General features: G+C 68.9%; 14 protein-coding genes. 9 read left to right on the top strand and 5 right to left on the bottom strand.

What is annotated here, in order from left to right; genetic code table 11:
- Nucleotide 1 precedes the first annotated feature (1 nt).
- From ABD989_RS02150 to mptB, 4 genes are read right to left on the bottom strand one after another with little or no spacing between them, the layout of a single operon-like run.
- Nucleotides 2-946: a COX15/CtaA family protein gene (locus tag ABD989_RS02150; protein ID WP_345312252.1), complete on the bottom strand. Its 945-nt coding sequence runs from the start codon at nt 944-946 to the stop codon at nt 2-4.
- The gene (locus tag ABD989_RS02145) at nt 943-1,734 is read right to left on the bottom strand and encodes an ABC transporter permease (RefSeq protein WP_345312251.1); all 792 of its coding nucleotides are present in this window, start codon (nt 1,732-1,734) and stop codon (nt 943-945) included. Before ABD989_RS02145 ends, ABD989_RS02150 begins: the two co-directional genes overlap by 4 nt.
- Complete coding sequence (locus ABD989_RS02140; RefSeq protein ID WP_345312250.1) at nt 1,731-2,669, bottom strand: ABC transporter ATP-binding protein; 939 nt, start codon at nt 2,667-2,669, stop codon at nt 1,731-1,733. Before ABD989_RS02140 ends, ABD989_RS02145 begins: the two co-directional genes overlap by 4 nt.
- A gap of 43 nt (nt 2,670-2,712) precedes the next feature.
- Nucleotides 2,713-4,476, bottom strand: coding sequence for a polyprenol phosphomannose-dependent alpha 1,6 mannosyltransferase MptB (mptB, locus tag ABD989_RS02135; protein ID WP_345312249.1), 1,764 nt, complete (start codon nt 4,474-4,476; stop codon nt 2,713-2,715).
- Between the two features lie 117 nt (nt 4,477-4,593).
- Between mptB and ABD989_RS02130 the strand changes: the two genes are divergently transcribed.
- The 9 genes from ABD989_RS02130 to trxA are packed head-to-tail and all read left to right on the top strand — an operon-like array spanning nt 4,594 to nt 12,598.
- Nucleotides 4,594-5,346, top strand: a complete 753-nt coding sequence (locus ABD989_RS02130) for a helix-turn-helix transcriptional regulator (protein ID WP_345312473.1) — start codon at nt 4,594-4,596, stop codon at nt 5,344-5,346.
- On the top strand, nt 5,343-6,791 hold the full coding sequence (sufB, locus tag ABD989_RS02125; protein WP_246995902.1) for a Fe-S cluster assembly protein SufB: 1,449 nt from the start codon (nt 5,343-5,345) through the stop codon (nt 6,789-6,791). The genes ABD989_RS02130 and sufB overlap by 4 nt, the downstream gene beginning before the upstream one ends.
- Complete coding sequence (sufD, locus tag ABD989_RS02120) at nt 6,791-7,981, top strand: Fe-S cluster assembly protein SufD (protein WP_345312248.1); 1,191 nt, start codon at nt 6,791-6,793, stop codon at nt 7,979-7,981. The genes sufB and sufD overlap by 1 nt, the downstream gene beginning before the upstream one ends.
- Before the next feature lie 38 nt (nt 7,982-8,019).
- Nucleotides 8,020-8,793 (top strand): Fe-S cluster assembly ATPase SufC, encoded by a 774-nt coding sequence (gene sufC / locus ABD989_RS02115; RefSeq protein ID WP_246995907.1) that lies wholly within the window; start codon nt 8,020-8,022, stop codon nt 8,791-8,793.
- The gene (locus tag ABD989_RS02110) at nt 8,790-10,052 is read left to right on the top strand and encodes a cysteine desulfurase (protein WP_345312247.1); all 1,263 of its coding nucleotides are present in this window, start codon (nt 8,790-8,792) and stop codon (nt 10,050-10,052) included. The genes sufC and ABD989_RS02110 overlap by 4 nt, the downstream gene beginning before the upstream one ends.
- A gap of 2 nt (nt 10,053-10,054) precedes the next feature.
- A complete protein-coding gene (sufU, locus tag ABD989_RS02105; RefSeq protein WP_345312246.1) occupies nt 10,055-10,501 on the top strand; it encodes a Fe-S cluster assembly sulfur transfer protein SufU in 447 nt (148 codons plus the stop codon).
- Between the two features lies 1 nt (nt 10,502).
- Nucleotides 10,503-10,838 carry a metal-sulfur cluster assembly factor gene (locus ABD989_RS02100; protein WP_345312245.1) on the top strand — a complete coding sequence of 112 codons (336 nt, stop codon included), beginning with the start codon at nt 10,503-10,505 and terminating at the stop codon, nt 10,836-10,838.
- Between the two features lie 22 nt (nt 10,839-10,860).
- Entirely contained in the window at nt 10,861-12,183 is a 1,323-nt protein-coding gene (locus ABD989_RS02095) for a S1 family peptidase (RefSeq protein ID WP_345312244.1), read from the top strand.
- Nucleotides 12,184-12,223: 40 nt separating this feature from the next.
- Nucleotides 12,224-12,598, top strand: a complete 375-nt coding sequence (gene trxA / locus ABD989_RS02090; RefSeq protein WP_246995917.1) for a thioredoxin — start codon at nt 12,224-12,226, stop codon at nt 12,596-12,598.
- On the opposite strand, the gene ABD989_RS02085 is transcribed toward trxA, so the two are convergent.
- A complete protein-coding gene (locus ABD989_RS02085; protein WP_345312243.1) occupies nt 12,531-13,691 on the bottom strand; it encodes a lycopene cyclase family protein in 1,161 nt (386 codons plus the stop codon). The genes trxA and ABD989_RS02085 overlap by 68 nt on opposite strands.
- Nucleotides 13,692-13,712 lie beyond the last annotated feature (21 nt).

Here is a 13,712-nt window from a genome sequence, read left to right as displayed (position 1 = left end):
CTCAGGCGGTTTCGCGCGTCCGATCGGCGTCGACGGCCTGCAGCAGCAGCACCGTCGCGCCGATCATCAGCAAGGCGCTGCCGAACATGTGCAGCACCACCAGGATCACCGGCAGCCCCGTGGAGTACTGCACGTAACCGATCACGCCCTGCAGCAGCAGAATGCCGGCGAACCACCACGCCGACCGCTGCATGGCCAACCGTGCGATCACGGCGAGCAGCAGCAGCGCGAAACCGGTGCCGAGCAGGGCCCACACCGCATCCGCGTGCAACTGGGTGGCCAGCACCGGATCCAGATTGTTGCGGTGGGAGTCCTCGTCGCCCGAGTGCGGTCCGGATCCGGTCACCACGGTGCCGAGGTAGATCGTGGTCCAGGTGATCGCGTAGACGGTGATCGCCAGTGCCGTGGCGAGCCGAGCGATCACCGAGTCGCGGGGAACCGGCACCTCATCGGGGTCGGTCGCGACGTTCGGGCGCGTGCGGTACACCATCCAGGTGGCGAGCGAGATGATCAGAATGGTCGCCAGGAAGTGGAACGCCACCACCCACGGGTTCAGTTTGGTCAGCACCGTGATGCCGCCGATCACGGCTTGCAGCGGCACCCCGAGGGCCACCAGCGTCGCCAGGCGGCGGGCCACGTGATCGACCGGCCGGTAGCGCATGGCCGCGACCCAGGTCGCCACCGCGATCGCCACCAACAGCCAGGTGAGCATGCGATTGCCGAACTCGATCACGCCGTGATAGGTCATCGGCGGCGTGTACTTGCCGTCGCCGCACTGCGGCCAGGTGGGGCAACCGAGACCGGAGCCGGTCACCCGGACTGCGCCGCCGGTCACCACGAGTAGGACGTTGGCGGCGAGGTTGGCCACGGCCCAGCCGTAGAGGAACCGCAGCGAGGGCGTGCGGAAACCGAGCCAGCCGGAGGCCGGAGTGACGGAAGTACTCATTCGAACTTGAACCACCTGATTGCGAGAAGACCGCCGGCGACGGCCCAGACGAGAAGGACGAGAAGACTGCCGATGTCGAAGGCGTTCTGACCCACCGCCTGCGCGAGCGCCTGCGTGAGAGCGCCGGAGGGGGACCACTCGACGAGCAGTCGTGCCCCGTCGGGCAGCCGATCGTCGAACACCACCAGTCCGGCCAGGCCCAGCAGCACGAACCAGATGAGGTTGCCCAGCGCCAGCACCACCTCGGCCTTGAGGGTGCCGCCGAGCAGCAGGCCGAGCGCGGCGAAGGCCGCGGTGCCCAGGGCGATAGCCAGTGCGCCGATGGCCAGGCCCGCCGCCTCCGGGCGCCAGCCGAAGGCCAGGCCGATCGCCCCGATGATCAGCGCCTGCAGCGCCACCACGATGATCACGGCGAAGGTCTTGCCCGCGATGATGCCCCAGCGTGGGATCGGCGTGGCGCCGAGCCGTTTCAGCGCACCGTAGCGCCGGTCGAAGCCCACCGCGATGGCCTGACCGGTAAAGGCCGTCGACATGATGGAGACCGCCAGGATGGCGGGCACGAACTGCGCGGCGCGGTCGGCGGCCGAATCGCCGGAGGCGGTGCCGATGGGGAGCAGACAGAGGCCGATCAGCAGGGTGATCGGAATGAACATGGTCAGCAGCAGCTGCTCGCCGTTGCGCAGCAGCAGCGTCAGTTCCAGTCGGGTCTGGGCGCCCAGCATCCGGGGCAGCGACGCCGGTTGCGGCCGCGGGGTGAACGTCCCGACCGGGAAACGTGCCGTACTCATCGGCGGACCTCCGCTCCGGTGAGGTTGAGGAAGACTTCTTCCAGACTGCGCTGCGCGGCCGTGAGTTCGGTGGCGAGCACGTCGCGCTCGGCGCACCAGGCCGCGACGTCGGCGATCAACCGCGGTGTGAGCGCGCCGATCACCGCGTACGCGCCGCTCGTGCCGCGCTCGCAGCGGTACCCCGCGCCGAGGGCGGCGGCGAGCTCGTCGGGGTCGATCGGCGTCGCGGTGAGCAGGCGCAACCGGTCTTGCGACTGGGCGCCGGTGAGGTCGGTCGGCGCACCCGAGGCGACCACCCGGCCGTGGTCCACGATGACGATCTCGTCGGCCAACTGCTCGGCTTCGTCGAGCAGATGCGTGGTGAGGAGCACCGAGACACCGTCGGCGCGCAGGGCGGAGATCAGCTCCCACACCAGGATCCGAGCGTGGGCGTCGAGGCCGGCGGTCGGTTCGTCGAGGAAGACCAGTTCGGGGCGGCCCACTAGGGCACAGGCCAGCGCGAGACGCTGCTGCTGCCCGCCGGACAGCCGTCGATACGGCGTCCGCACGTTCTCGCGCAGCCCCAGCATGTCGAGCAGCCAATCGGGGTCGAGGGGATCGGCGCTGTAGGCGGCGCAGAGGGCCAGCATCTCGCCGGCCTTCGCACCGGGGTAGGCGCCACCGCCCTGCAACATCACGCCGATCCGCGCGCGGAGGCGGTCGTTGTCGGCGATCGGGTCCAGACCGAGGACGCGGACCTGCCCGGCATCGGGACGGAGGAAGCCTTCACAGGCCTCGACGGTGGTGGTCTTGCCGGCCCCGTTGGGGCCGAGGAGGGCGAGGATCTGGCCGCGGGGCAGGACCAGGTCCAAACCGTCGACCGCGGTGACCTCGCCGAACTGCTTGCGAAGACCCCGAATCTCGACGGCCGGGGACGAAACAGAAGCGGACTGCACGTAGCCCAGCCTAGGCCCCGAGCGCCGCAGCACGGTATTCGGGTCAGACCCGCCTGCGGGCGGCCCACCACCGACGTGTCGGATGGTCGATGAAGAAGAAGATGCTGGCCACCAGGGTCATCAGCAGGCCGGTGGACAGTCCCTGCACCACCACCATCGGTGAAGTATCCGAGCTGGTGGGCATCACGACCACGGCGATTATCGCGGAGATCACAACCGTGCCGACCCGGAACCAGCGCGTCGTGGCCCACGCGGCGAGCGGGATGATGGCCCAGAGCAGGTACCAGGCCTGCACGAACGGGAAGAAGAAGATGACGGTGGCCATCGCGATGCCCAGGCCGCCGAGCGGATGGATGCGGCCGGCGAGCACCGCCAGCAGCCATCGGATCACGAGCACCACCGCGACGAGCTGACCGATCGGCCGGGCCACGTCGAGGATCACCTGGGTCTGTTCACCCAGGCCGAGCCACAAGCCGATGCGCCCGGCCACCACCGACAGCAGGGTGGGCATGGACATCCAGGAGCGGACGATGCCGCCGGTGGTGGTGGTCGACGTCCAGCCGAAGCCGAGTCCGGTGCCGACGCAGATCGCCACCACGACGCCGATCGCGACCGCTCCGGTGAGGAGCGCGGCGCCGCCCAATGCCCGCACCGTCTGCCGCGAGCGCGACCACCATTGGCGCCACGGCGCGTTGCGCAGCGCGGGCAGGGTCCCGCCCCAGCGCCGCGCGAGGGCGACGCCGACGAAACCGAGCGCGAGCAGGGAGGTGACCTTGACCATCGCCGAGGCGGCGATCACCGCGCAGCCGGCCAGCAGCAGCCAACCCGCCCGCGACGGCAGGCGCCGCTGCGGCGACCAGAGACTGTCGCTGTCGTAGATGGCACGGAAGCACCATTCGACGCCGACCAGCATCATGCCGATCATCAGCGCCTCGTTGTGGATACCGCCGACCAGGTGCAGGATCAGCAGTGGATTCAGGGCGCCCAGCCAGAGGGCGGCCACCGACGACACCCCGCAGCGACGGGCCAGTCGGGGCAGCGCCCAGATGATGAGCGCCACGCCGAACAGGGCCACCATGCGATGCAGGACGATCGCCGCGGTGATGTTCTCGCCGGTGACCCAGGTGATGTGCTCACCGATCCACAGAAACAGCGGCCCGTACGGTGCCGGCGTGTCCTTCCAGAGGTTCGGCACCGACAGACTCAATGGGTGATCGACGCCGAGACCGCGCATCGGGCTGTAGGTGTACGGATCCATCCCGCGGAAGCCGATCGCGCTCTGCGCGAGATAGGAGTAGACGTCCTTGCTCAACAGCGGCGGCGCGAACAGCAGCGGCACGATCCACATCACCAGGGTGCGGTCGGCCTGCGAGCGGGACATCCGGCGGGCCGGACTGCGATTCTCCGCCACTTCCACGGAGTATCTGCCGATCGCATAGCGGCCCAGCAGAATCCAGGCCAGCACCAGCATCATGGTGCCGCCGATGGAGATGGTCAGTGCCGTGGAGAACATCCGGGAGGGCAGCGAGAGCACTCGCATGCCGACGATCGGGTTCTGCAGCACCGGCATCATGCCGGTGCCGAGCGAACCGATCAGGATCAGTACGGCGCCGGTGGTGCCGAACAACCGGATGCGACGCAGCCGCTTGTTCTCCAGCGGGTTGAGCGGTCCGACGTGGGCGTCCTCGCCGTGCAACCGGGCCAGCGATACGCCGTAATCGCCGGTCGCATCGATGTCGGTGTTCCTCGACGGCCGAGACAGGCCGAGGTGATCGAGCGCAGCGCGCACTCCTGGAACGTTCCGCACCCGTCAGACTCTAAGGCATCCGGGCACCGGTTCCGGCGACCCGTCGACACGGACCCGCTTAGGTCACCCTTGCTGGAAGCCCGGGAATAATTACGTCACAATAATGTTGTGAAAAGCATGGACGGTGGGAACTCGCTGCTCATCGAGCAGTTCGCAGACGGGCCTGGCGCTGACGGCCAGACCCGCGCTGCCGTCGTCTCCCTCTTGATCGATGAGGGGCCGCTCACCGCGAGTGATATCGCCGACCGACTCGGCATCAGTGCCGCCGGTGTCCGTCGCCACCTGGACATACTGGTCGATGCGGGCGATGTGCAGACAGCGGCGCCCGGCTTCGGCAAGGGCGGCCGCGGCCGTCCGGCCAAATGGTTCCAGCTCAGCCCGAACGGTCGGGGCAAACTGCGACACGCCTACGATGACCTCGCCGGTGCCGCGCTGCGCAAGCTGCGCGACGTCGGCGGCGAGCAGGCCGTCTCGGAGTTCGCTCGCGATCGGGTGGACGGCATGGTCGCCTCGGTGGCGCCCGCCACCGGCGACGACGACGTGGTCCGCACCGTGGAAGACATCGCCGACGCACTCACCAGCGCCGGCTATTCGGCCAACGTGCGCGAAGTGGGCACCGGCGTGCAGATCTGCCAGCACCACTGTCCGGTGGCGCACGTCGCGACGGAGTTTCCGGAGCTGTGCGAAGCCGAGACCGTACGATTCACCGAATTGCTCGGGACGCACGTTCAGCGGTTGGCGACTATCGCCAACGGCGACTGCGTGTGCACCACGCACGTACCCATCGCACGACGAACACCCGCCCCAGAATCCGCTACAGCCCCAAAATCCACTACAGCACCGAACACCGACGGAAAGGCCTCACGATGACGGTCACTGACCCCGCCGCGACCACTGCTCCGGCCCCGCTGACCCAGGAAGAGACCATCGCGTCCTTCGACCGGTACGGCTACGGCTGGTCCGACAGCGACGTCGCCGGCGCTTCCGCCCAGCGCGGCCTGTCCGAAGCCGTGGTGCGCGACATCTCCGCGAAGAAGAGCGAGCCGGAATGGATGCTGGAGCAGCGCCTCAAGGCCCTCCGCATCTTCGACAAGCAGCCGATGCCGACGTGGGGCGCCGACCTGAGCGGCATCGACTTCGACAACATCAAGTACTTCGTGCGGTCCACGGAGAAGCAGGCGCAGTCGTGGGAAGACCTGCCCGAGGACATCAAGAACACCTATGACCGGCTCGGCATCCCCGAAGCGGAGAAGCAGCGCCTGGTGGCCGGTGTGGCCGCGCAGTACGAGTCCGAGGTGGTCTACCACCAGATCCGCGAGGACCTGGAGGAGAAGGGTGTCATCTTCCTCGACACCGACACCGGACTGAAGGAGCACCCGGAGATCTTCCAGGAGTACTTCGGCAGCGTGATCCCGGCCGGCGACAACAAGTTTTCCGCGCTGAACACCTCGGTCTGGTCGGGCGGCTCGTTCGTCTACGTCCCGCCGGGCGTCCACGTCGACATCCCGCTGCAGGCCTACTTCCGGATCAACACCGAGAACATGGGTCAGTTCGAGCGCACCCTGATCATCGTCGACGAGGGTGCCTACGTGCACTACGTCGAGGGCTGCACCGCACCGATCTACAAGTCCGACTCGCTGCACTCGGCCGTGGTCGAGATCGTGGTGAAGAAGGGCGGCCGCTGCCGGTACACCACCATTCAGAACTGGTCGAACAACGTCTACAACCTGGTGACCAAGCGTGCCAAGGCCGAAGAGGGCGCGACCATGGAATGGGTCGACGGCAACATCGGCTCCAAGGTCACCATGAAGTACCCGGCCGTGTGGCTGACCGGTGAGCACGCCAAGGGCGAGGTGCTCTCGGTGGCCTTCGCCGGCCCCGGCCAGCACCAGGACACCGGATCCAAGATGGTCCACCTGGCGCCGAACACGTCGAGCAACATCATCTCCAAGTCGGTGGCTCGCGGCGGCGGCCGGTCGTCGTACCGCGGCCTGATCAAGATCAATCCGGGCGCCCACGGCAGCCGTTCCACCGTGGAATGCGATGCCCTGCTGGTGGACCAGATCAGCCGCAGCGACACCTACCCGTACGTCGACATCCGCGAGGACGACGTGACGATGGGGCACGAGGCGACGGTCTCCAAGGTCAGCGACGATCAGATCTTCTACCTGATGAGCCGCGGCCTCACCGAAGAAGAGGCCATGGGCATGGTGGTGCGCGGCTTCGTGGAGCCCATCGCCAAGGAACTGCCCATGGAATACGCACTGGAACTGAACCGGCTCATCGAGCTGCAGATGGAAGGATCGGTCGGCTGATGGCGGCCCCGGATAAGAGCACGATCACCGACAACGCCCCCGCCGCGGTGGTGGTCAACAAGGGCGAGCTGTTCACCTCGTACGACGTGGACGCCTTCGAGGTGCCCAGTCAGCGTGAAGAGGCGTGGCGGTTCACCCCGTTCCGCCGCCTGCGCGGACTGCACAACGGCACCGCCGAGGCCACCTCGACCACGACCGTCGTGGTCGAGGGTGCGGGCGACGGTGTCCGCACCGAGACCGTGACCCGCACGGACGAGCGCCTCGGCACCGCCGGCGTGCCCTTCGATCGCGTTGCGGCACAGGCCTATTCGTCGTTCACCGAGGCCACCGTGGTGACCATCGAGCGCGAGGCGCAGGTCGCCGAGCCCGTCGTGATCACCATGACCGGCCCGGGTGAGGGCCAGGTGGCCTACTCGCACGTGCAGATCCACGCCGAGGCGTTCTCGCACGCCACCGTGGTCCTGGACCAGCGCGGCGGCGGCACCATCGGTGAGAACGTCGAGATCATCGCCGCCGACAGTGCGCATCTGACCGTGGTCAACGTGCACGACTGGGACGACGACGCCGTGCACGTGACCGCGCACCACCTCGCGCTCGGCCGCGACGCCACCCTCCGTCACTTCGCGATCAGCTTGGGCGGCAACACCATTCGGCTGTCCCCGCGCGTGCAGTACAACGCTCCCGGCGGCGACGCCGAACTGTGGGGCCTGTACTTCGCCGACGCGGGCCAGCACCTCGAGCAGCGTCTGTTGGTCGATCACAGCGCACCGATGTGCCGTTCGCACGTGACCTACAAGGGCGCCCTGCAGGGTGACCCGTCCGGTGACAAGCGCGGCGAGGCCCGCACCGTCTGGATCGGCGACGTGCTGATCCGGCCGTCCGCCGAGGGCACCGAGACCTACGAGCTCAACCGCAACCTGGTGTTGACCGACAACGCGCGCGCCGACTCGGTCCCCAACCTGGAGATCGAGACCGGCGAGATCCGCGGCGCCGGACACGCCAGCGCCACCGGCCGGTTCGACGACGAGCAGCTGTTCTACCTGCAGTCGCGCGGCATCCCCGAAGACGTGGCACGCCGCCTGGTGGTCCGCGGCTTCTTCGGCGAGGTCCTGGCCAAGATCACCATCCCCGAACTTCGCGAGCGGCTCGAAGCAGCCATCGAAGCCGAACTCGAATCCGCCGGCGCCTGAGCGCGCCCCAGCCTGCCTGAAGAAAGACGAGACCAACTGTGAGCACTCTCGAAATCCGCGACCTGCACGTCGACGTGACCCCGGCCGACGCCGACGCCGAGCCCATCCACATCCTCAAGGGCGTCAATCTGAGCCTCGATTCGGGCCAGACGCACGCCATCATGGGCCCCAACGGCTCGGGCAAGTCGACCCTCGCCTACGCCATCGCCGGTCACCCGCGCTACACCGTCACTCAGGGTTCGATCACCCTTGACGGTGAAGACGTGCTGGCCATGAGCGTCGACGAGCGCGCCCGCGCCGGCCTGTTCCTGGCCATGCAGTACCCGGTGGAGGTCCCCGGCGTCTCGACGTCGAACTTCCTGCGCACCGCGGTCACCGCGGTCCGCGGCGAAGCCCCCAAGCTGCGCCACTGGGTCAAGGAGAACCGCGAAGCGATGAGCGCGCTGGAGATCGACCCGGCGTTCGGCGACCGCGGCGTCAACGAAGGCTTCTCCGGCGGCGAGAAGAAGCGCCTGGAGATCCTGCAGCTGTCGCTGCTCAAGCCGAAGATCGCCGTGCTCGACGAGACCGACTCCGGCCTGGACGTCGACGCACTGCGCGTGGTCTCCGAGGGCGTCAACCGCTACCGCGAGAGCGAAGGCGGCGGCGTCCTGCTGATCACCCACTACACCCGGATTCTGCGCTACATCAAGCCCGACCACGTGCACGTCTTCGTCGACGGCCGGATCGCGGAATCTGGCGGTCCCGAACTGGCCGACGAGCTCGAGGAGAACGGCTACGTCCGGTTCACCTCCGCCGTCGCAGCGAAGTGAACCTCGACCGGATCCGGGCCGACTTCCCGATCCTCGCGCGCACGGTGCGCGAGGATCGGCCGCTGGTCTACCTCGATTCGGGCGCCACGTCGCAACGACCGCTCCAGGTGCTCGACGCCGAGCGGGACTTCCTCCTGAACCGCAACGCCGCCGTGCATCGCGGGGCCCATCAGCTGGCCGAGGAGGCCACCGACGACTACGAGCACGCGCGGGCGGCGATCGCCGGTTTCGTGGGCGCCGCAGTCGACGAGATCGTCTTCACCAAGAACGCCACCGAGGCGCTGAACCTGGTGGCCTACGCCCTGGGCGACGAGCGATCGGCCACGGTGTTCGACGGTGCGCCGCTGGGACCGGGGGACACCGTGGTGGTGACCGAGCTCGAGCACCACGCGAACCTGGTGCCCTGGCAGGAACTGTGCCGACGGACCGGAGCCACGCTGGCCTGGTACGGCGTGACCGACGACGGCCGGATCGACCTCGACTCGCTGACCCTCGACGATTCAGTGAAGATCGTCGCCTTCACGCACCAGTCCAACGTGACCGGTGCGGTGACCGACGTGCCGGAGCTGGTGGCCCGGGCCCGCGCGGTGCATGCGATCACCGTGCTGGACGCGTGCCAGTCGGTGCCCCACCTGCCGGTGGACTTCCACGCCCTCGGCGTGGACTTCGCCGCGTTCTCCGGGCACAAGATGCTCGGCCCGTCCGGCGTGGGTGTGCTGTTCGGGCGCGCGCAGCTGTTGGCGCAGTTGCCGCCCTTCCTCACCGGCGGATCGATGATCGAGACGGTCACCATGGAGGGCTCCACCTACGCGCCGCCGCCCCAGCGCTTCGAGGCCGGCGTGCCGATGACCTCGCAGGTGATCGGGCTCGGCGCCGCCGTGGAGTACCTGGAGGCGATCGGCATGGACGAGATCGCCGCGCACGAGCACGTCCTCGTCGACCACGCCCTGGAGCAGCTCGGCGCGATCGACGGACTGCGCCTGATCGGCCCGGCCGACAGCACCGACCGCGGCGCTGCGGTCTCCTTCGTCGTCGACGGCATCCACGCCCACGACCTCGGACAGATCCTCGACGACGAGGGCATCGCCATCCGCGTGGGCCACCACTGCGCGTGGCCGCTGCACCGACGTCTCGGCGTCGCCGCCAGCGCCCGCGCGTCGTTCGCGCTGTACAACACCGTCGACGAGGTCGACGCCCTGGCCGCAGGCATCCGGCGGGCGCAGGAGTTCTTCGGCACTAGCGGGGGAGGAGAGGACTGACCATGCGAATGGAGCAGATGTACCAGGAAGTGATCCTGGACCATTACAAGCACCCGCACGGTCGCGGTCTCCGCGAACCCTTCGGCGCCGAAGTACACCACGTCAACCCGACCTGCGGCGACGAGGTGACCTTGCGGGTGGCCGTCGACGACGGTGTGATCGCCGACGTCTCCTACGACGGCCAGGGTTGCTCGATCTCGCAGGCCTCCACCTCGGTGCTCTACGACCAGATCGTCGGCCTGACCACCGAGCAGGCCCTGGCGGCCGTGGAGTCGTACCACGGGATGCTGACCTCGCGGGGCGCCGACCTCGGCGACGAGGACCTCATCGGCGACGGCATCGCCTTCTCCGGCGTCAGCAAGTACCCGGCGCGCGTCAAGTGCGCTCTGCTCGGCTGGCTGGCCTTCAAGGACGCGCTGGCCCAAATTGACGAGAAGACTGGAGTCTGAGATGACCGAACCGAACACCGCTCTGCCGTCGCACGACGCCGTGGAAGAGGCGATGCGCGACGTGGTGGACCCCGAGCTGGGTATCAACGTCGTCGACCTCGGCCTGGTTTACGGCTTCGAGGTGAACGAGGACGCCGCCGTGCGCCTGGACATGACGCTCACCTCGCCGGCCTGCCCGCTCACCGATGTGATCGAGGATCAGACGCGCGGCGCACTCGTCGGCAGCGGCCTGTGCACCGACGTGGAGATCAACTGGGTCTGGCTGCCGCCGTGGGGCCCGGACAAGATCACCGACGACGGTCGCGAACAGCTGCGCGCCCTCGGGTTCACCGTCTGAGGCCTGTGATACTTTCAGCCGCGTGAGGACGTTTCCGCGCGCGCTGGCGCTGCTGACAGTAGGCGTGCTCGCGTTCACGACCGGGGGCGCGGGGATGGCGCGAGCCGACGGTTCCGGGTCGATCGCGGACACGGTGGGACCGTCGCTCGTCTTCCTGCAGACCGAGTTCACTGCGGCCGTGCAGATCCCGTTCGAGAGCGGCAACCGCTGGCTCGAGGACCTCACCGTGACCGGCAACTGCACCGGCTACGTGGTGGACCCGGCCGGCTATGTGGCGACCGCCGGGCACTGCGTCGATCCGTCCGACGAGGGCATCCTCAACGCCTTCCGGCAGCGTGCCGTGGAGACGGTCGCCCGCGCGCAGGGGCGCGACGATGCGTGGGCGTCGCGGATCTACGAACAGGCCGCCGCCGAGGAATGGACCGTGCGTGCGCCGAACGGCGACGCGGGTGCGTCCACCACCGTGCGTCTGCGTCAACCCACCGGCGACCATCAGCTGTTCCCGGAGTGGACCGCCGTCGACGTGGTGAACTACCAGAGCTTCGACGAGGGCGACAACGCGCTGGTGAAGGTCGCTCCGCGGGACGGACTCCGGGCCCTGGTGATCTCCGCCGAGGCGCCCGAACCGGGCGACGAAGTGGTCGCCGTCGGTTTCCCCGGCGCTGTGCAGTCGACCAACGAGTCCACGGCCATCGCGCAGCCGTCGTACAAGAACGGCACCGTCTCGTCGCGGCAGAACAGCGACAACGGCCTGTACCGCACCGAGATCTCCGCCGTGCTCGGCCAGGGCATGTCCGGTGGTCCGACCGTGGGCGCCGACGGCGCGGTGGTCGGTACCAATTCCTCGGGCGCCGCCCTGCGCGATGAGAAGGCGTCCTTCAACTTCATCACCGACAACATCGCGCTGCGCTCGTACCTGGAGAGCCACGGCGTGACCCTGGCGGTGGCGCCGAAGCAGGACAGTTCGCTCAATCCGTGGGTGTGGATCGGTCCGCTCATCGGCGCGGGCGTGCTGCTGCTGGGCGGAATGACCTGGATGCTGCTGCGCCGTCGCCGCCGCCCGGCCGCGCCGGCCGCCCCGATCGGCCCGCAGATGGGGCCGCGTCCGCCGATGCCGCCGCAGCCGCAGAACTGGACCCGACCCCCGCCACCCCAGCCCCAGCAGCAGCCCCGACCCCAACACAATCCGCGGCCCCCGCAGAATCCACAGCCGCGCCCCCAGGCCCAACAGCCGCCGCCGCGCCCGCGGCCGACGTCACCGCCGTTGGGCGAGCAGCCCACCGTGCTGAATCAGCCGCGCCCCAACCTTCCGCCGCAGTCCCCGGGCGGGCCGCCGCACCGGTAGCCTCGGAATAACCGAGCGACGCGACGACGTTAAGGAAGACATGAGCACAATCGAACTGACCGGTGACAATTTCGAGCAGACCGTTCTCGACAGCGAGATCGTCCTGGTGGACTTCTGGGCGTCGTGGTGTGGTCCCTGCCGCCAGTTCGCCCCGACTTTCGAGGCCGCAGCGGAGAAGCACGACGGCATCGTTTTCGGCAAGGTGGACACCGAGGCGGAGCAGCAGCTCGCGCAGGCCGCGAGCATCCGTTCCATCCCGACGCTGATGGTCTTCAAGAAGGGTCATCTCGTCTTCAACGAAGCCGGCGCACTGCCGCCGCAGGCCCTGGATTCGCTCCTCGAGCAGGTCAAGGCCCTCGACGTGGACAAGGCGATCGCCGAGGCCCAGGCGCAGGCACCCGACGCCCAGGCCTGAGAAAACCGGGTCGCAGAAACCCCAACGCCACGGCGACGCGCAGTCGCCACGGCACCCGCACGAACACAGCGAGCATCGCCGCCAGCACCCCCGTCAGGTCGGTGCGACCGGACAGATAGGCTCGCTGTGTTCGTATCGGGAGTGCGAAGAAGGCGTCGAAAAAAGCCGTGAGCTGCGGTCCGTCGAAGCCGAGCAGCACCGCCAGCCCGCGAAGACGCAGGCGATACACCCAGCGAGCCGACCGCGGCCACAGGGCGGCGCCGACGCCCCCGGCGGCGAGATCGGCCGCGAGCACGTCGGCCCACCGCAACGACTCGGCGACGCTGTAGCCGGTCGCCGGATGCATCAATCCGCCCGCCGCCCCGAAGCGCACCGGCGTCTGCCGCCACGGTGCCGCGGTGGCATACATCGGGAAATCCACCCACTCGTCCCCGCCCCATTCTGCTGGGCCGACGCGAGCTCCCGGCAGGCGCGCGGCGTTGCGCTGCGCCAGTTCTGCGCGCCCGATCTCCGTGGGGTCCGCTGCGAGCGACGTCTCCTCGACGAGGTCCCGATGCGCGTCGACGCGCACGCGATAGCTGAACGACGGCCGGTGCACCGGGGTGGCGCGCCAATCCATCAGCACCATCTCCGGGGCCGTATCGGCGGCGGCCACGAACGTCCCGACCGCGCGCTGGCGCGGAATCGTCGTCGACACCTCGGCGGCGCCGCGCGCATCCACCACGACCCGCGCGGTGAACTGCCGACCGTCGACGGTGTGTACGCGATCGGCGGTGACCCGCGCTGCCGCCGCAGGCACCACGTGCACGGCGTCGAGCGTCAGGGCATCCTGCAGCGCCGCGGCGTCGAGCACCGCGTACGCGCGGGGGAGCGATCGACGCCGCGGGGTGTAGACCACCGTCTCATCGGCGGCCGCGGCCACCACGGTCGGATCGAGCCAGTCGGGCAGATCGTCGACGAAGGCGCCGATCGTCATCGCCCACCGGGCCTCCGGCGCCGGATCCACCAGGGTCACCTGCACGCCGTGCCTCGCCGCCCGATGCGCCAGTGCTCGCCCGGCCGGTCCCGCGCCGACGATCAGCAGATCGGTCATCGTTCCAGGCTAGTGGACCCG

Source organism: Gordonia alkaliphila (assembly GCF_039542465.1).
Taxonomy (GTDB): Bacteria; Actinomycetota; Actinomycetes; order Mycobacteriales; family Mycobacteriaceae; genus Gordonia; species Gordonia alkaliphila.
The sequence above is the reverse complement of the archived record's forward strand: the minus strand, read 5'-3'. Positions and strand labels throughout refer to the sequence as shown.